The following is a 19,299-nucleotide window of genomic DNA, read 5'->3' on the forward strand; positions in this document are numbered from 1 at the left end:
TAGATGGTTCATCTGAGTTGGCAACTTTAATTGTAAAAGGACTGATATTCATCAACTTATGGTATAATAGTAAATTTAGTAGGTGAAAATAATCAGGAAAGCAGTTGCAGTGTATTTTTTAATGATAGCCCTTCGTTCCGTTAATCCCTGATGAAAAATATGGTGATGCCGATGCAATAAGGCTTTGATCATAGATTGAAATAACAATGTGGAGAACCTTTGGGTACACGTTGTCTGTACATTGAAATGTGTCTGAAATATTTAATTTTTGTCAGCGTTTTTTCATAAAACCTGTAGGAATAAAAAAACTAACAATTAGATGGCAATTCATTTGGCATTCAACTTTAATTTTGTGCTTTTGCTAGCAAACTAATTCTCCACCATCATGATTAATAAAGGGTTATCCAAAACGGGTATATTTTTATTAAATATGCTCTCTCTTTTACCGCTATATATATTATACGGAGTGGCGGATGCTTTTTATGTGTTAATCTTTTATGTTTTTGGCTACCGTAGAAAAGTGGTTAGAGAAAACCTCGTTAATGCATTTCCCGAAAAAAAACCTACCGAAATTTATGCTATAGAGAAACGCTTTTACAAATTTTTTGCCTCACTTTTTATCGAGGTGATCAAAATGAAGAGCATTTCTAAGCAAGAACTGAATAAAAGGGTTAAGTTCAAAAATACCGATCTGGTTGAAGCATATCTTAAAAACAACGAAAGCGTACTTTTCTGTTCCTCCCATTATGGCAATTACGAGTGGGTATGTATGGCCATTGGCTTAAATTTTTCGGGGGAACATTTTCCAATTTATAAACCTTTGAGTAGCGAAGCTTTTGATCAGTGGTTTCTGGATATGAGAAGTAGATTTGGAAACCATATGGTATCGATGCGCCAAACTTTAAGGGCTATCCAATCCAATAAAGATAAACCAACCATGTTTACTTTTGGTAGTGATCAGGCGCCCGGAAAAGAGGAATCTAATTACTGGACGACTTTTTTAAATCAGGAATCTTCCATTCAGTTAGGGGTTGAGAAAATCGCCAGAAAAACCAACCGACCGGTTTTTTATCTGAAAATTAATTATTTAAAAAGAGGCTATTACGAAGTAGATTGTGTGCCTATCTGCCTAAATCCAGCCGAAACTACCGAATTTGAAATTACCGAAATGCATACACACTTTTTGGAAGACATGATTAAAGAGGCACCTGCCTATTGGTTATGGAGTCACCGGAGGTGGAAATATAAACCAGAACCAAAGGTTTCAGCAATGATCAAAAAAGATCAGAACATGACCGATGTAATCGCCTAAGTTCATCGTTTGGTCTAATCTTAAAAACTAACACTTTCATGGCATAATTTTTTAGAGCGCTTTTTAAATTAGCGCTTTAACTTATTCTGGTATGATTAAAAAGGGGATTTCCCATTTGGGAATATTTTTTTTAGGCGTATTATCTTTGCTTCCATTATCTGTTTTATACATTCTGGCCGATGGCGCTTATTTACTGTTATATTTTGTTTTCGGCTACCGCCGGAAAGTTGTCAGAACGAACCTGTTTAAAGCATTTCCTGATAAAACTTTAAAAGAGATTGTTGCGATTGAAAAGCGTTTTTACCGATACCTGGCTTCTTTGGTGTTTGAGATTATCAAGATGAACAATATTTCGAAGCAAGAAATCAAAAGGCGTTTTGTATTTAAAAATAAAGAACAGGTTCAGTCGTACTTAGATCGCGGACAAAGCGTGCTGATCTGCTCGGCACATTATGGCAATTGGGAATGGGGTACTTTAGGTATCGGGCTTAATTTTTCTGCAGATCATTACCCGATTTATAAGCCTTTAACCAATCCTACATTTGACAAATGGTTTAAAAGAATAAGGAGCAGGTTCGGTAATAAATTAATTGCCATGAGGCAGACCATGCGTGCCCTGCAGGCCAGTAAAGGTCAGCCAAGCATGTTTAGCTTTGGAAATGACCAGGCACCCTCGAAAGATGAATCACACTACTGGACCACTTTTATGCATCAGCCTAGCTCAGTTCAATTGGGAATTGAAAAAATTGCAAAACGGACCAATCAGCCCATATTTTATTTTAGAATCAATGTTTTAAAGCGCGGTTTTTATGATGTGGATTGTGTACCCCTTTGTTTAAATCCCGCTGAAACCGCAGAGTTCGAAATTACGGAATTACATACCCGTTTTTTGGAAGAAATGATTAGACAAAAACCGGACTATTGGTTATGGAGCCATAACAGGTGGAAATACAAACCTAAACATGAGCTTCTTTTTGAAAGAAATGAATATCTAAAACAGGCATAATTTCTTAAATATTTTATATTTGCTGGTACAACGCCTGACAATGAAGATCTTCAAAAAAGCACTCCTAATTCTGATTTATTCATTTTTTTTATCATTGCTTGCGCTATTTCTTTGGAAGCCCTATCTGTTAAGTGTATTAAAGTATAGGGCGCCAAATGCCGAAACCTATAAAATTTTTCCTCAGGAAATTTCGCATAAAAGTGATTCTGTCTTTCATTTTATCAGGCCGGCAAAGCAGCGGAACGATCTGGATACACTCCATGTTTTAGATGGAAATAATCAATCTGTTCCATTGAAAGCATATTTAAAAAATGGACAGATTAATGCTTTTATCGTGATCAGGAATGATAGTATTTTATACGAAAAATACAATAAAGGTTATCGTGATAGTACATTAACTTCTATCTTTTCTGGAGCCAAGAGCATGATTTCTATTCTGATCGGCCAGGCGCTAAACGATCATACTATTAAGAGTTTAAACGATAAAGTAATCCAATATATCCCTGAGTTAAAAGCAAACCCTGCCTTTGCGGAGATTACGTTGAAAAATCTTTTAGACATGAAATCCGGTCTCGAATTTCAGGATGCACTTGGTGGGATCGTAAAAGCATTTTTTTCAGATGAAGCCAAATATTACTATACCAATGATATGAAGGCACAGTTGATGAAGGTAAAACTTGTTAATAAACCCGGTACGGTTTGGGTGTACAAAAGCATCGATCCAATTGTATTGGGTTGGGTTTTAAAAAAGGCAACAGGCAAGTCTGTGGCGCAATATTTCGAAGCCAATGTATGGAAGAAAATCGGTACAGCCTACAATGCCACCTGGGGTTTAGACCAGGCAAATGGTTTAGCAAATACAGCAAGCCGTTTCCAGGTGACTGCTATTGATTTTGCAAAAATAGGGCGCTTGTATTTAAATAAAGGTCGATACAACGGAAAACAGGTCGTTCGGGAAAGCTGGGTGTATCAATCAACCAATATCGGGGCGGAAAAACCAGCCTCCGCCAAAGGCTGGCAAAAATCGGCGCATCATTACCTTTGGTGGATTCCTCAGGAAGGCGATAATGGCGATTATGCTGCAGAAGGGATGCTGGGGCAAAGGTTATATGTAGATCCAAAAACAAATACCATTATTGTGCAGTTTGCAGATCAGGGGGCAGGGAATTACCCCTATCGGAAAATCAGCAGGTATTTGAGCGCTTTGCCGTTTAGTTATCCGAAGCAGTAACCGCAAAGCACGCTATGTAGTTTTTGCTCCGCATTCTTTGCATAAAACCTGGCTTCCTTTGCGATAGAAAAGAAAGTATCTCACGTTCTTTGTTGTTAAATTTTTAAAACTGTACATTGCCTCCGCATGGAATACAATGATGTTAAAATTTCGAAAAAGAAGCCGATTTTTCCGGTTACGCCTGCTTTGCAGAAATATTTGCGTACCTATCAGCGCGAGGCGAAATTACCCATTGGTTATAACGACTTGATGCAATTTAATGAGGCTTTTCCTTTAATGGACAAGTTTGGTAAAGATTCGCTGTGGGAAGGGCCTATTTATGCACAGGATTTAATCGAAACACTACATGAAGGTTTAAAAGAAATTTACGCCAATCTAAAAGCATCGGGCAATCTGCGTATTGTTGAGCATAAGTACATCGATAAAATTGAATATTGCACTTTCGGCAATACCCATCCCTTTCGTATCCGGATTGTAAACCGCTTAAATGATGTTTATGATTATTTCTACATCAAAAAAGCTGATGCCTCGCGGATTTATGGTTTGGAAATGGAGGAGATTCTTTCGCCAAATCAGGTTAATTATCTGGTTGATGGCAATACCTTGGTTGAAGAACACATTGCAGGGATACCAGGAGATGTTTTTACAAAAGGGCAGTTGTATACCCCTGAATTTAATCCGACCAGGATTGCTAAAGAATTTGTAAAGTTTAACGAACGCTGTTTAATTATGCTTTTGGGCGATATGCGTGCCTATAATTTTGTGGTACAGATTACACCTGATTTTGATGATATCCAGTTCCGCATCCGTGCCATAGACTTCGACCAGCAGTTTTATGAAGGGAATTTAAAGGTTTATCTGCCCCAGTTTTTTAAAGAAAACCTCCCTTATGTAAAAATGAGTATGGAACAGTTGACTGAAAAAACAGTACTACAATACCAACAGGAAGAACGATCATCCATTGTACACCGGGTGAGGAGCGAGCGGCACCGTTTAACCGATCTCCGTGATGTTTCGAACAAGGAAGAGTTAACCACACCTGAGAACATCGCTCTTCTCAAACAGGGTATGAGCGATTATTTTAAGGATACCAATTATTTGCGTTGTAAAACCATGACTGATATTATTGAACTGAACATTAAAAATATCATCAGGCAGGTAAAGTTATAAGTGGTGTCAGGTTCTTCGTGGTGTAGGATGTTCCCATCCGACATGAAAAATAATCAGAGGGATTTTATCCATCAGATGGTAACATCTGACGGCACATAAAAACGGCCGGCAAATTGCCAACCGTTTTTGAGTGAATCTAGAAAGAGCGTCCAAAGTTTTTAGGCATGCTGCCCCTCATGAACACCTTCGGCAAATTCCTCTACAATTTTATCGTTAAACGCAGGTAAATCCTTTGGGGTACGGCTGGTAACCAAGCCTTGGTCTACCACCACTTCCTCATCCGACCAAAGTGCGCCTGCATTGATCAGATCCTGAGATATGTTTTTTACTGAAGTCAATTTTCTGCCTTGAACCACATCTGCATTGATTAAAGTTTGTGGACCGTGGCAAATTGCCGCAACTGGTTTTCCTTCGGCAAAGAACGATTTTACAAAAGCTAATGCATCTTCATTCACCCGTAACTGATCAGGGTTGATTACCCCACCCGGTAAAAGCAATCCATTATAATCTTCAGCATTCGCTTCCGAAATGGTTTTATCTACATTCACTTCTATCGACCAGTGATCGTGATTCCAGGCTTTTATTTTCCCGTTTTTCGAGGAGATAATGTGAACGGTTGCTCCTTCTTCTTTTAACCTTTTTACTGGTTCGGTTAATTCTACTTCTTCAAATCCGCTTTCTGAAAGTACAGCAATAGTGCGGTTACTTAATTGTCCCATAATCTTTAAATTTTTAATAGGTGATGTATTAAAGACAGTTGGGGAAAATTATTGTTTTTATAAATTTGAGATTAGGGGATGATTTCGAGGGTGGTTAATGTATTTAGCTGATAATTATAGAGGGCTTCGTACACTACCCGGCTAACAATTGTTTTTATTGCGATAGCATCTTTAAAGCCTTCCAAGGGACATTTAATCTGATAGCAAGTATGCGTTTTATTTGTATTAAAGCCGATTTGTTTTAGCGCGATTATTGCAGATTTAGTAAAATACCGCTTAACTAAAATATCAGAGAATGGTGTTAATCTAATGATGATTTTATCTTTTTTGATCGAGAATTTGAGATAAAGGTTTTCTTCTTTCCGTAGATGGAAAATAAAAGCACTGATCTTATTTTCTACCAGATCAAAAATGGCATCATCAAACTCTTGCCCATCATTAAAGTAGGCAGGTTTATAGCTGTTTAACTGATCAAGTTTTTGGTCAATCTGCGCCAACATATGTGCGGTGTAATCCTCAGCTTCTTCAGGTCCGCTCCTGTTAACATAGAAATCTATTGTTCTTTTTAGCTGTTCTTTTTCCCTTATATAGGGGTCATTTAATAATTCAATTAACCTAATCTGGTGCTGGATGTTTAACAGGATTTTAGAATTCAGGTAGATCGCCTTATTATCATTGTTGAGTTTATCGCTTTCGATTAAGGATTCTATCAGTTCCTTTTCCTGCTTATAGATGGAGAGTAGCTCCTTAATTTCTTCATTCATACGCTAGTCATTTGTCCTGCGGTGTTTTATAAAATATAAAGCCAGGTTGCCTGCAATAACAATATGATTGAAAATATTGGGTACCAGACCATAATATTTGGTAAAAATGTTAAACCGTTCTTTTAAGCTCTCGCGGTGTTTTTTCTTGCTCATGCCACCAACGAGGTATTTGGCTACATAACGGTGAACATTCACAATATTCGAAGCCTTTTTTGCCGCTTTGATAATCCAGTCGATATCAGCACTGTATTTATAAGTTAAATCGTAAGGTGTAATAATACTACGGCGGATATAAATGGCCTGGTGACTGATGTTCATACCGTATTTAAAACTGGTCCAGTCGAACTCTTCTGGTGCTTCATGCCTCCTGCGGCCTAAGTTTTCCCAGTTGTCGTTATACATTTCAGTTTCTCCGTAATAGATATCGGCACCTGGTGAAGAAGCAAAAACGTCTTCTACGGTATGCTTATCATAAATCTCATCCCCTGAGTTCATAAATAAGACATAATCACCTGTAGCCAAAGCCAAACCTTTGTTCATGGCATCGTAGATACCTTTGTCGGGTTCTGATACGATTTTTGAAATCTGATCTTTGTAACGCTCAACCACCTGAAAAGTGCCATCGGTTGATGCACCGTCTATTACAATATATTCTATTTTTTTATAAGTCTGGTTAAGGACAGAATGAATGGTACGTTCGATATCGCGAACATTGTTGTATACAATGGTGATGATGGTTAATTTGGGCATGGGTTAGTCCATTAATTTTTTAAAGGTTTCTGCATCGGGGATTAAACCTTTAAATGCTTTTGGTAGTATTTTACTGGTTGTATAGGTAGAAACGCCCATCGCTTTATTAAAATCGCGGAATGAAAATTCTACAATTTTGTTCTTCTTTTCTTTACAGAGTATGATGCCTATTGATGGTTGCTCATGTGGCTGTTTAACATATTCATCAAGGGCCGATAAATAGAAGTTCATTTTTCCTAAATACTCAGGTTTAAATTTTCCCGTTTTGAGTTCGAAAGCAACCAAACATTGTAAACGGCGGTTAAAGAATAAAAGGTCTAAAAAATATTCTTCGTCTTCAACAATCAATCTGTACTGATTGCTGATAAATGCAAAATCTGTTCCTAACGACATTAAGAACTTTTTGATATTCTGCACGATGCCACTTTCTAAAACGCGTTCGTCTTCTTCATCGGGTTCTTCTAAATTAATAAAATCCAACAGGTATTCATCCTTGAATGATTGGAGCGCTTTATTCCTCAATTCCTCGTTAGAAATCGTTTTTAGGAAGTTGTTCGGTAAACTGCCTGAGTTACTGAATGATTTGTTTTTGAGTTGATGTTTTAAGGTACCGACACTCCAAAATTCGATAGCTGCCTTTTGGATATAATATGTCCTTTCCTCTGCTGATTGTGAGTTTTGTAAAATTTCGATGTGGTGTGTGAAACTGATGTTGAAAAATGTTTTTTCCAATTGGTCCGTCACTGACGGACTAAATTTAATGTGCTGAATATCAATTAATTGTAATTGGTCCGTCAGTAACGGACTAATTAGCACATGCTCTTGCCACGACTCAAAAAAGAACCTCATCCGCTTAATATTTGTTCCCGAAAATCCGCGTAAGCCTGGTAATTCTAATTGTAAATCATTGGAAAGGTTATCTATTACTTTAGCGCCCCATTTCTCTTTTTCTACCTTTTCCGAAATAAATTTGCCTACTGTAAAATAGAGTAGCAAAAGTTCTTTATTCACTAAAGCAGCAGCTTTATACCGGCTAGATAAAATAGCTGATTTTAATGCCTTAATACTTTCAGAATAATTAGTGATGCTTTCCATTTAACAGTTTCAACCGGTATAAATTTAATAAAGATTGGCCAAATTTTTATTTGCTGGCAAGAAAATGAAACTTTGCCAACTAAATTTTAAAACCTTGATTTTATTTCGGCTGTAAGTCAATCAGGGTTTCATAAAGATGGATATGTTCTGCAGCAATTACTTCTTCTGAGAAATCGGTTAGGATACTTAACCTCGCTGCCTTTTGGATTTCTTCTTTATTAGGACGGTGATAAAGCCATTCGATCCCGTTTGCCAAATCTTCTGCATTTTGATATTCGGCCAGATAACCGTTTTGCATGTGTTTAACCATATCGGGGATACCACCTGTAGTAAAGGCAACAACTGGTGTAGCACAGGCTAAACTTTCCATCACCGTATTGGGCAGGTTATCTTCTAAGGAAGGCGTAATAAAAGCATCGGCGGCCGAATAACATTTAGCTAAGTGCTCATCTTTATTAATGGTACCCAAAAATGTAGTTTTGAATGGGAACTCCGGCATTTCGGCATTTTCTTTATTTCCGAAAATAACGAGTTCGATATTTTCTTTTTGTATCCCAGCCCTGCGTGATAGAATTTCTAAAGCTTCGATTAAATAGGGTGTTCCTTTATGTTTATCGTTTTTTGAGGGCATAAATCCGCTCATCAATACAAATTTATCCGGATTGATTTTTAAGATTTTCTTGGCCTCTGATTTAACATAGGGTTTGAAAATTTTTGTTTCAATGGTATTCGGGATCACAGTGGCTTTTCTGGTACCCAATAAACTGCTAAATTTTACCGATGCCGCCATCCACCTACTTGGCGCCACGATATGGAAATTTAATTTGGTATAGGCTTTTTGTTTACGTAGCCATGTTTTGTGCGAAATATCATTTTTACCGCTGATCTTTAAAATTGGGCAATTGCCACACTGCTGGTGAAAGTTTTCGCAACCATAGCGTACATGGCATCCACCTGTAAAGGCATTGCTATCATGAAAGGTCCATACTATCGGTTTTTCCAGTTCGTCAAGCTGAGCCAGAAATTTGGGATTTAGAAAACCATGATTTACCCAGTGTAAGTGAATAATATCAGCATTCTTAACATCAGGATGGTTAATTACCGAACGGCCGAACCATTGTAAACTGAAAGGGGTTTTTACCGATTTGCTCAACCATTTGGCATAATATCTTTCTGAAAGAATATTATAAATGGCTTTAGCTTTTTGAAAAGGTGATTTACTAAAGGTATCTACTTTTGGATTTTGGCCAAATTTATAGTAAACCAATACCTTTGAATCAATTCCACTGGTCTTTAAGGCATCACTTAAGCGCAAACAGGCCCGTCCTGCTCCGCCATTTCCATCATAGGTATTTAGGTGTACTACTTTCAAATCAATCAAAAATACATTTATGTTTACGAATATAAAATCTGTTGTGTATTTTCATCCTAATATTTTTTATCGCTTTTTAACTGTAGGATGAAGGCTGGATGTTTAAAATAATCATTTTATCATTTATGATGATTTTAAACAAACTTGGTTGATGCATCCAAAGCCAAACAAAATAAATCATGATCAAATCCCTGCTAAAATCGCTTGCGACACTCGCATTTCTGTTGCCTATCCACTCATTTGCTCAAGGCCAAACTTACTTTGCCGCATACCCTGCTTTAACGCCCGATGCACAAACAATAGTATTCAGTTATGATGGTGATATTTGGAAAGTACCGGTAAAAGGTGGTGTAGCCTCAAGGGTTACAGCGATGCAGGGCGAAGAAATCAACCCGAAAATATCTCCTGACGGGAAATGGATGGCTTTTTCGTCCAACCAGTTTGGCAATTATGATGTGTACATTATGCCTTTAACAGGTGGTGACATTAAACAATTAACATTTAATGATGCTGCAGATGAAGTAGACAACTGGAGCTGGGATTCCAAAACGATCTATTTTACTTCGGGCCGTTACAATTCTTTTTCAAGTTACAAAGTAAGTGTAAACGGCGGTACGGCTGCCCGCTTATTTGATAATTATTTTAACACTACACACCATATTGCCGAATCGCCGAGTGGCGAACTGTTTTTTAGTGATACCTGGGAGAGTTATCGCTTCGCAAACCGCAAACATTACAAAGGAGCTTACAATCCCGATATCCAATCATATAATCCCAAATCGAAAAGTTACAAGCGTTATACCGATTACATTGGGAAAGATTTCTGGACCAGTGTTGATCAAAAAGGGAATATATTTTTCGTATCGGACGAAGGGAATGAGGAATACAATCTTTACACTTTTATCGGTGGCAAAAAAACAAGCCTGACTAATTTTGATACTTCCATTAAACGCCCATTTGTTTCGGCGAATGGAACTACTGTTGTATTTGAAAAGGATTATCAATTATACATCTACGATGTAGCCTCAAAGAAAACGGAAAAGGTCAATATCAGCACTTCACGCAATCAGGTATTGAGTAAAGAGCAAGAGTACGATGTTCGTGACAATATTTCGGCCTTCGATGCTTCTACAGATGGGAAAAAGATGGTTTTTGTTTCCCGTGGTGAGGTATTTGTGAGCGATGCAGATGGAAAATTTATCCGCAAAATTACCAATAGCGGAGAGCGTGCTTTGGAATGCAAGTGGCTGGCAGATAACAAAACGATTTTGTTCAGTCAAACGGCCAATGGCTATCAGAACTGGTTTACGATTAGCGGTGATGGAAAAGGAACAATAAAACAGCTGACCAAAGACAAGGCAAATGTACGCGATATCACTTTGAACAAAAGCAAAACCATGGCGGTATACCTGAGCGGCAGAAACGAACTCAAACTGATGGATCTTAAAACCTTCGACGCGAAAACATTGGTCACCGATGAGTTTTGGGCCCTGCAGAGTGCCGCACCAAGTTTTTCGCCAAATGATGAATATGTGCTTTTTACCGTATACCGGAATTTCGAACAGGATATTATGGTGCACAACATTAAAGGCAATAAAACCATTAACTTAACCAATACAGGTGTTACTGAAACCGGACCGGCATGGTCGCCAGATGGAAAGTATATTTTCTTTACCAGTGCCCGTACCAAGCCGTCGTATCCAACCGGGATGGCCAATGCGCACATTTACCGAATGGCATTGGATAATTATGATGAGCCTTACCGTTCTGATAAATTCGATGATCTGTTCAAAGAAACCAAACCTGCTCCAACAGAAGTTAAGCCTTCGGTAAACGATAACAAAAAGGATAAAAAAGCAAAAACAGATACTGCTAAAAAGAAAACGGAGGTAAAACCCACACCCAAACCTGCGAACGTAATTACCATCAATACACAGGATATTCTGGATCGGATTGAACTGGTTGGCCCTTCATTTGGCGGACAATATGGAACGGATGCTTTTGCCAAAGGCGATAAAACTTATGTGTTCTATTCGTCTAACCATGAGGGTGGCGCCCCGGGACTATACCGCACGACTATTGAACCTTTCGAAGCCAATAAAACCGAAAAGGTTGCAGATGGCGGCGATTATTCGATTGTATCGGCAGGAGATAGGTTTTTCGTGTTATCAAGAGGTACGATCAACAAGTATTCGTTAGAAGGCAATAAGCTTGACCGTATAGATTACGGTTATAAATTTACCAGAAACCTGAATGCCGAGTTTAACCAGATGTTTTACGAAACCTGGGTGGGTTTGGATGAAAATTTTTATGATGAAAAATTCCATGGGGTAGATTGGGATAAAATGAGAACACGTTATGCAGCCTACCTGCCTTATGTGAACAACCGTAGTGATTTGAGGCTTTTATTGAACGATATGTTGGGCGAACTGAATTCTTCGCATATGGGCTTTAATAGTGCAGGTGCAGAAGAACGCAAAAACCTGACCTACATCACCAATGAAACAGGAATTATTTTTGACAATGAAAATCCTTTACAAGTTGAACGTATTGCCGCTAAAAGTAACGCTGCCCGTACCCGAACCAATATTTTGGCAGGTGATATTCTGACAGAAGTAAACGGAGTTAAGGTAGATGAAAAAATAGACCGCGATTATTATTTTAGTAAACCCTCGCTTGACAGAGAAATTACCTTAACCTTTAAACGCAATGGAAAAGACATTTATGTAAATGTACATCCGGAAAGTTCAGCTACTTTGCGCGGAAACCTTTATGATGAGTGGATTACGCAAAACCATAAGAATGTAGACAAATGGAGCAATAACCGGATTGCCTATTCTTACATGAAAAATATGGGCGGTGGCGAACTCGAAACCTTCCTTTTGGATATGGTTGCACAGGAAGAAAATAAAGAAGCCATTATTCTCGATCTCCGTTACAATACAGGTGGAAATGTGCATGATGATGTATTGAAATTCCTTTCTCAGCGCCCTTATCTGCAATGGAAATACCGCGGAGGCAAATTAGCTCCGCAAAGTAATTTTGGTCCTGCCGCCAAGCCGATCGTACTGCTTGTTAACGAACAATCCTTAAGTGATGCCGAAATGACGGCTGCAGGCTTTAAACAATTAAAACTGGGCAAGATTATCGGAACAGAAACCTACCGCTGGATTATTTTTACCTCGGCCAAAGGCCTGGTTGATGGTTCTTCTTATCGTTTACCCTCATGGGGCTGTTATACCATGGATGGTAAAAACATCGAAAAGGAGGGGGTGAAGCCAGATATTTTTGTGAAAAATACATTCGAAGACCGCTTAGCCGATAAAGATCCTCAACTGGAAAAAGCAGTGGCGGAGATTTTGAAAGACCTTAAATAGGGTTAATCTGTTAACGGTTTAAATTGGTTAATTTAGGGCTTAAAATCGTCCTTTCGATCAGATAGCTATCGGATCGAAAGGACGATAAAGTTTCAAAATAACATTTTTAAGGACTTATGCTTTTGACGGGTTCTACAATTTAAACAGTTTATACAGTTAACCAAATTTTTCCGTTTCTTTGGGACTGGAATTATTTAAAACATGGCAAATTTATTAACCGACAGGGCTTTTTGGGTAAATTATTGGGAAAGTAAAAAAGGACTAGCGGTTCAGTTACCTTCAAACTATTTATTTCATCAGCAACTGGCAGATGTTATTCAGCAAAATAATGTTAAAACGGCCATTGAGTTGGGCGGTTTCCCTGGTTATTATGCTGTGTTCCTGAAAAAATATTTCAAACTTGATGTTACCCTTTTAGATTATTTTGTCCATCCACCGGTTGTGAACGAGCTTTTAGAAATGAACAGCTTAACCGAAAAGGATATCCATATCATAGAAACTGATCTTTTTAATTATACGCCAGAAAAGCAGTACGATCTTGTACTGAGCTGCGGTTTAATCGAACATTTTAACGATACTGCCGATATTATTAACCGCCACATCGCTTTTGTAAAACCAGGAGGAACCTTATTTATTACCTTACCAAATTTTAAGGCCGTTAATGGCTGGTTTCAAAAGAATTTTGATAGGGAAAACTATGATAAACATAATATCAACAGCATGGATCCAGCGTTGTTGAAATCAATCTGTGAACAGGCTGGGCTTAAAGAAGTAAAATCGGGTTATTTTGGCCGATTTAGCGTGTGGCTGGAAAACGAAAGCCAGAAATCGGCAGGCGTTCGTTTATTTAAGAAAGCGGTTTGGCTAAGCGGAAAAATATTTACCAAGATTATCCCATTCGAAAGTAAAAAACTGTCACCTTATATTATCTTAGTAGCGAAAAAAATCTAAAAACGCTATGTCAGTCAGTTGGGGTTACTCGCCTAAAATTGAAAAATATATTCCCCTGGCCGATTTTCCGGCAGATAAATATTTAATTGTAGCTAAGCAAGCTATAGAAAATTTGGGATGGAGTTTGAGCCATGTTTCTGAAACTGGTTTGATTGCCTATACCCCGATATCTTTCCAGTCTTACAGCGAAGAAATATCAATCCGCATCCATAATAATTTTGCAGTAGTAAAAAGTGAATGTGTAGGTATTCAAATGCTTTTTAACGATTATGGCAAGAACGACCTCAACCTCGAAAAATTTTTTCATGAATTCGGGTATGTAGAATTTCATCTGAAAGATATTTGGGAAGAAAGTTTATCTAAATTTCACCAATTTATTGCCACACAGGATGATCAGTATTTTGAGAAAGCGCCCTTGGCAACAAAGAACAAGATCAAAAATGTACTGTTCCTGTTTTTCCCTCAAAAGGGGTATACAGTGACGCCAGTTATTGTTCTTTTCAATGTTTTTTATTATATCGCCATCTTCCTTTTTTCAGTTGTATTGATGGCCAGTTTATCATTAAAAAACGGTAGTGCTTCTCATGATGATTATGTTGAAGAAATAAAGCGGCTATCTTTAAATTTTGGCGTTAACCAACGCAATTTGGTGCTAAACGGCGAATATTGGCGTTTAATTACCCATCAGTTTATCCACGGATCAATTTCTCATCTTTTCTTTAATATGTACGCCCTGGTTTACCTGGGTTTGATGATCGAAAATAAACTGGGCTGGAAAAAATACCTGTTTATATATTTGATGAGTGGGGTTTGCGGTGGCTTGGTCAGTTTGATTTTTCATCAGGAAGGGATGATGATGGGCGCTTCCGGGGCAATAATGGGGCTCTATGGAGCATTTGTTGCCTTACTTATGACTAAATCTTTTGAACAGAAAGCAACAAAAGCTTTATTGGTAAGTACGTTAATTGTATCGTTGTTGGTGTTGGTAAATGGTGCTTTTGGCAAAAGGGTCGATAATGCCGCACATATTGGAGGTTTTGTTTCGGGCTTTATTTTTGCCTATATACTTACCTATAAATGGGATAAAACTTTCGAAGTTAAAAACTGGACAAGATACGCCGTTTCGGTTCTTTTGTTCCTGATGTTTTTTAGTGGTGTTCTCCACTTTAGTCCGACATACGGAACAGAAGAATACCGTAAATTAAGAAATACCTTTAACAATAACCTGAGTTCGATTAACAATATCATGTATTTAAAAACTTCTTTGCCAAAAGATGTTAAACTCAGCTCGATTAAACAAGATGGCATTGAGCCAATGGAAAAGAATCTGGCCATCGTTAAGGAAATGAAAGTCTTAAAATTAAAACCGGAAGATGCTGTAGAACGTGAAAAGATTTTAAAAATCAGTAAAGCGTCGCACAGGGCAGTAATGTTAATGTATCGGGATATTAAAGCCGACAGCACTTATCGCTACAGCAAACAAACTTCCACAGCTTTAAGTGAGGTTTTCGAGATTCTTTACAAAAAGGATTAGCTGTTACTCTGTTTTTTTGTAGAGCCCAATTTCACTTAAGGTAATACAAACCGGAGATTTAGTAATGTGTATTCTTACTTTATCAGTAGTAACGGGGCTATCCAATTTGACCAGACGTTTAGCACCGATACTGCTGCCCTCGTAAACTTTTTTCCAGGCATTGTTTTCAAATACTTCTATAGTGTAGGCTTCTATGCGCTGACCCAATGGGATATACTCCTGCAAGCTGATGATGTCGAAAGTTTTAGCTGTTTTTAAGTCTATCTCTAAACTAGCCTCATGAATATCGTCCTGGGTAGCCCAATAGCTTTCTCTTTTACCATCCAGAAGAGAGTAAACATCATATTTTTTACCCCGGCTATTGCTTGCTTTGATCAGTGCATTTTTAGCCAGATTATTTTCGAAGGTATGTTTAACCATGTCGCCAAAAGTTTTTAGAGCCACTACATCATCTGCATGGAGCTGGCCACGGGTATCGGGCGCTAAACCAAGATCTAAACCTGCACCACGGCCAACGCTTTTTAAATACAGATCGAATAGGGTTTCTGGTGTTTTTGCTTTTTCGTTGGCATGGTAAAACCATCCTTTTCTTAAGGGAACATCGCATTCTGCGGGCATCCAGAATTTACCATTTCTAATCCCCTCAGGACTTTCAGGATAATTTGCCTGTCCGGGAACAGCTACATTTTTTCCGGCAGGAGGCATTGGCGTAAAGGTTTCCCATGAGGTTTCTGCCGCATGACCATCTTCATTACCTACCCAGCGGATATCTAAACCGATATCGCTAAAGATATTGGCCATGGGCTGCATTTTGCGTGTAATGGCCCAGGTATTGTTCCAATCGTAATAAGTGGTATTATCTATCGAGCGTTTTTCTTTGGCACCTCCATAATAACCATCGCCACCATTGGCACCATCATGCCAGCTCATAAAAAGCTCGCCAAAGTTGCTGTACAGCTCTTTTAATTGCGCCTGGTAAATGGCCAGGTATTTGTCCGTTCCATAGCGCGCGTTGTTCCGGTCCCAGGGAGAGCAGTATACACCAAACTTTAAACCATTTTTTCGTACAGCCTGCTCTACCTCTTTAACGAGGTTTCCCTTTCCTGCCCGGAATGGACTTTTACTGATGTTATATTCCGTAGTTTTAGTTGGCCAAAGGGCGAAGCCATCGTGGTGTTTAGCAACGAGGATAATGCCTTTTAATCCACCGGCTTTTGCTGCTTGGATAATCTGATCGGCATTAAAATCGGTAGGGTTAAATGTTTTCGGATCGGCATCGCCAAAGCCCCATTCTTTATTTTCGAACGTAGTTGGTGTAAAATGGATTAAGCCGTAAACTTCAATATCGTGCCAGGCAAGTTGCCTTTTTGATGGTAATGCGCCATAAGGTTCAGGAGGAAATTGGGCGTAAATACTGGTTGATAGCAGCAGAAAAAGAATCAATAAAGGTTTCATAATGGTATAGCTTAGATAAAACTAAAGTACAAATAATTACGGTTGGTGAGGCAAGGGTTAATCAATATTTAACCTATTGAAAATGTAGAAGTGAAATTATTTTTACATCTTGATCGTTACATTGATCCATCAAACATTTAATTTCAGCATACGTTATTTAATCATGAGCGCTTTTATTCAGACCCCTCCCGACGGCGGTACGATGTACACTGAAACTAATCTTAGCCAGCTTTTTCCAGAGCCTTTTAATACGATTACAAGTTGCTTTTTTTTAGCTATTGCAGTTTATTGGACAATTAAACTTTGGGGTAATTTTAAGCAGCACCGCTTTTTGAGTCTTGCATTGATATTGCTTTATATCGGTGGGATAGGAGGAACTACCTATCATGGATTAAGGCGCTGGCCGATTTTTATCATGATGGACTGGATGCCAATTATGCTATTATGTCTTTCGGCCGGGGTTTACTTTCTTTCTAAGTTAACCAAGTGGTATTTTGCGGTTTTAATCGTGGCCGTGTATGCTTTCTTTCAGTTTTATGTGAGAAGGCTTTTCAGTAATGGCGATTTTCAGATTTTTATCAACATCAATTATGCTTTTATGGCCGCACTGGTGTTATTTCCCGTATTTGGTTACCTTATTAAAACGGAATGGAAGAATGGCAAATGGGTTGGTTTTGCCCTGGTTGCTTTTGTATTCGCGCTCACTTTTCGTATCGCCGACAAATGGGACATATTAAGCATCGGTACGCACTTTTTGTGGCATACCTTTGGTGCTATAGCTTCTTTCTGTATGCTGAATTATATTTATTTGGTTAACTTTAAGAAGACCAAAAATAATCCATAATGAGAACAGGTTTGATTTTTTTCTTTTTAAGCAGTTGTTTTCTGGATTTTTCCAATGCTCAGCAAATTCAATCTGAGGATCGCCGGAATGCAATCGAAGTTCCAAAAATGGATACATCACTTGTGCGCAAAATGATGTATGAAATGGATAGAGCGCTTAAATTAAGCGAGCATCAGAAGCCCTTGGTTGCAGTGGAAGTGACTAAATATCTTGTATTAAGAAATATGCTTATCCCTGGCAAAAGAGAAGTAGAAGAGTGTAAGAGCCGATCGAACAATAATCTTTTTGATTTTTCGCAAAAGCTAGAGAAATTATTGGATGAGGATCAAATCGATTGCTTTTGGGCGATGAAACCATTGTATAAAGACGATAATATATGGTGGAATATATTCGTGGTTTATTAACAGTAAAATGTTTACAAGATAAAAATAGCGCTTGTTGATTCATCATCAGCAAGCGCTATTTGTTATTTAAAATTTAGAATGTGCTTTGCTATAATCCAATTTCTTTTGGCTACCGATAGCATATTCAATGCCGCCCCATAAATGGTTCTGAAATTTATCTTCTGCCCAACCCTCTTTGGTATGGCCCATACAAGTATAAAAAGCTCTGCCGCCATCGAAAGAGTGATACCAGCTAAAAGGATGGAAATCGCCATTTTTACCACCAGTATATGATTTTTCATCTAACGTAATCAGTACCTTAATATCAGGGTTGATATCTTTAAAGTTATAAAGTTCATCTTTTCTCATCCATACCGAATCGGTAAGGAATTTAGTAGCCGGATGTTTTTTGTCCTTAATTACAAATCTAGCTTCCTGAACAGCTGGATGACTAATAAAATAAGCGCCGGCCAATTTGCCGTACCATGGCCAATCGTATTCGGTATCAGTAGCGGCGTGGACGCCAACATAACCTCCACCGGCCTGGATATACCTTTCGAAAGCAACCTGTTGTTTATTATCCAAAACATCTCCAGTGGTGCTTAAAAAGATTACGGCAGCATATTTTTTAAGATTATCTTCTGTAAAAACATCTGCATTTTCGGTGGTGTCTACTTCAAAGTGATGTTCAGTACCCAACTTTTGGATCACTTCTTTTCCGATCTCAATGGAGTTGTGCCTAAAGCCTTTGGTTTTGGAAAAGACTAAAACTTTTGCCGATTTCTTTGCTACAGTATAGCTTTGGAATAAAAAAACGGCGGCAATCAATAAACATAGGGAAATATACTTTTTCATTTTTTAAACTTGGTTAGTGATGTTTAATGTGCTTTAAATTTAAGAAAGTTGTTTGATAATTTCCTTACATCTTTCTTCAACCTGACTGCAAACAGGGCTAAATAAGGCATTATCCCAATATGGGTCTGTAACTTCGCCGTTATCAAGGAAAAGTTTAACCTTTTTTCGTTCCTCATCGGTTTTAGCAAGGCTTTGCACATCGGATAAATTGTTCCGGTCCATTACTAAAATCAGATCGTATTTAGCAAACATGGTGGGGTTAAACTGTTGTGCCCGCTGTTTGCTGATATCGTAGCCCAGCGCCTTGGCAGCAGAAACACTTCTATGGTCTGGAGCTTTACCAATATGCCAGTTGCCCGTTCCTGCTGAAGCAATTTCCCAGTTTAAGTTTTGTTCATCCGCCAGGTGGCGCATAATGCCTTCGGCCAATGGCGAACGGCAGATATTGCCCAGGCAAACCATTAAAATTTTCAATGTGATG

At 38.3% G+C, this 19,299-nt stretch carries 17 protein-coding genes; 9 read left to right on the top strand and 8 right to left on the bottom strand.

Features of this window, described 5'->3' with window-relative positions:
- The first annotated feature begins 385 nt into the window (after positions 1–385).
- The 4 genes from AC04Q1_RS23880 (at position 386) to AC04Q1_RS23895 (ending at position 4,719) form a co-directional block, all read left to right on the top strand.
- Positions 386–1,312: a lysophospholipid acyltransferase family protein gene (locus AC04Q1_RS23880; RefSeq protein WP_478367064.1), complete on the top strand. Its 927-nt coding sequence runs from the start codon at positions 386–388 to the stop codon at positions 1,310–1,312.
- Positions 1,313–1,403: 91 nt separating this feature from the next.
- Positions 1,404–2,318 (top strand): lysophospholipid acyltransferase family protein, encoded by a 915-nt coding sequence (locus AC04Q1_RS23885; RefSeq protein ID WP_478367065.1) that lies wholly within the window; start codon positions 1,404–1,406, stop codon positions 2,316–2,318.
- A gap of 40 nt (positions 2,319–2,358) precedes the next feature.
- Positions 2,359–3,549 (top strand): serine hydrolase domain-containing protein, encoded by a 1,191-nt coding sequence (locus AC04Q1_RS23890; protein ID WP_478367066.1) that lies wholly within the window; start codon positions 2,359–2,361, stop codon positions 3,547–3,549.
- Between the two features lie 126 nt (positions 3,550–3,675).
- The gene (locus AC04Q1_RS23895; RefSeq protein WP_478367067.1) at positions 3,676–4,719 is read left to right on the top strand and encodes a hypothetical protein; all 1,044 of its coding nucleotides are present in this window, start codon (positions 3,676–3,678) and stop codon (positions 4,717–4,719) included.
- 158 nt (positions 4,720–4,877) lie between these two features.
- Here the strand turns inward: AC04Q1_RS23895 and AC04Q1_RS23900 are convergent, their stop codons facing one another.
- The 5 genes from AC04Q1_RS23900 to AC04Q1_RS23920 all read right to left on the bottom strand — a co-directional run bounded on the left by AC04Q1_RS23900 (position 4,878) and on the right by AC04Q1_RS23920 (position 9,419).
- Positions 4,878–5,438: a type 1 glutamine amidotransferase domain-containing protein gene (locus AC04Q1_RS23900; RefSeq protein ID WP_478367068.1), complete on the bottom strand. Its 561-nt coding sequence runs from the start codon at positions 5,436–5,438 to the stop codon at positions 4,878–4,880.
- A 71-nt stretch (positions 5,439–5,509) separates the two neighbouring features.
- On the bottom strand, positions 5,510–6,202 hold the full coding sequence (locus AC04Q1_RS23905) for a hypothetical protein (protein WP_478367069.1): 693 nt from the start codon (positions 6,200–6,202) through the stop codon (positions 5,510–5,512).
- 3 nt (positions 6,203–6,205) lie between these two features.
- Complete coding sequence (locus AC04Q1_RS23910; protein WP_478367070.1) at positions 6,206–6,952, bottom strand: glycosyltransferase family 2 protein; 747 nt, start codon at positions 6,950–6,952, stop codon at positions 6,206–6,208.
- A 3-nt stretch (positions 6,953–6,955) separates the two neighbouring features.
- Positions 6,956–8,047 carry a PDDEXK nuclease domain-containing protein gene (locus AC04Q1_RS23915; protein ID WP_478367071.1) on the bottom strand — a complete coding sequence of 364 codons (1,092 nt, stop codon included), beginning with the start codon at positions 8,045–8,047 and terminating at the stop codon, positions 6,956–6,958.
- Positions 8,048–8,147: 100 nt separating this feature from the next.
- Positions 8,148–9,419 carry a glycosyltransferase family 4 protein gene (locus AC04Q1_RS23920; protein WP_478367072.1) on the bottom strand — a complete coding sequence of 424 codons (1,272 nt, stop codon included), beginning with the start codon at positions 9,417–9,419 and terminating at the stop codon, positions 8,148–8,150.
- A 179-nt stretch (positions 9,420–9,598) separates the two neighbouring features.
- Between AC04Q1_RS23920 and AC04Q1_RS23925 the strand changes: the two genes are divergently transcribed.
- The 3 genes from AC04Q1_RS23925 to AC04Q1_RS23935 all read left to right on the top strand — a co-directional run bounded on the left by AC04Q1_RS23925 (position 9,599) and on the right by AC04Q1_RS23935 (position 15,281).
- Positions 9,599–12,796 (top strand): S41 family peptidase, encoded by a 3,198-nt coding sequence (locus AC04Q1_RS23925; RefSeq protein ID WP_478367073.1) that lies wholly within the window; start codon positions 9,599–9,601, stop codon positions 12,794–12,796.
- A gap of 201 nt (positions 12,797–12,997) precedes the next feature.
- A complete protein-coding gene (locus AC04Q1_RS23930) occupies positions 12,998–13,747 on the top strand; it encodes a class I SAM-dependent methyltransferase (protein ID WP_478367074.1) in 750 nt (249 codons plus the stop codon).
- A 7-nt stretch (positions 13,748–13,754) separates the two neighbouring features.
- On the top strand, positions 13,755–15,281 hold the full coding sequence (locus AC04Q1_RS23935) for a rhomboid family intramembrane serine protease (protein WP_478367075.1): 1,527 nt from the start codon (positions 13,755–13,757) through the stop codon (positions 15,279–15,281).
- 3 nt (positions 15,282–15,284) lie between these two features.
- Here AC04Q1_RS23935 and AC04Q1_RS23940 read toward each other — a convergent pair whose 3' ends face one another.
- Entirely contained in the window at positions 15,285–16,736 is a 1,452-nt protein-coding gene (locus AC04Q1_RS23940; RefSeq protein ID WP_478367076.1) for an alpha-L-fucosidase, read from the bottom strand.
- 163 nt (positions 16,737–16,899) lie between these two features.
- Between AC04Q1_RS23940 and AC04Q1_RS23945 the strand changes: the two genes are divergently transcribed.
- Both AC04Q1_RS23945 and AC04Q1_RS23950 read left to right on the top strand, forming a co-directional pair.
- Positions 16,900–17,580, top strand: coding sequence for a hypothetical protein (locus AC04Q1_RS23945; RefSeq protein ID WP_478367077.1), 681 nt, complete (start codon positions 16,900–16,902; stop codon positions 17,578–17,580).
- The gene (locus tag AC04Q1_RS23950; RefSeq protein ID WP_478367078.1) at positions 17,580–17,984 is read left to right on the top strand and encodes a hypothetical protein; all 405 of its coding nucleotides are present in this window, start codon (positions 17,580–17,582) and stop codon (positions 17,982–17,984) included. The genes AC04Q1_RS23945 and AC04Q1_RS23950 overlap by 1 nt, the downstream gene beginning before the upstream one ends.
- A gap of 66 nt (positions 17,985–18,050) precedes the next feature.
- On the opposite strand, the gene AC04Q1_RS23955 is transcribed toward AC04Q1_RS23950, so the two are convergent.
- Together AC04Q1_RS23955 and AC04Q1_RS23960 are read right to left on the bottom strand one after the other, a co-directional pair.
- Positions 18,051–18,818: a ThuA domain-containing protein gene (locus AC04Q1_RS23955; protein WP_478367079.1), complete on the bottom strand. Its 768-nt coding sequence runs from the start codon at positions 18,816–18,818 to the stop codon at positions 18,051–18,053.
- Positions 18,819–18,857: 39 nt separating this feature from the next.
- Positions 18,858–19,292, bottom strand: a complete 435-nt coding sequence (locus tag AC04Q1_RS23960; protein ID WP_478367080.1) for a low molecular weight protein-tyrosine-phosphatase — start codon at positions 19,290–19,292, stop codon at positions 18,858–18,860.
- Between the last annotated feature and the right edge of the window lie 7 nt (positions 19,293–19,299).

The sequence above is a fragment of the Pedobacter humicola genome, assembly GCF_056490705.1.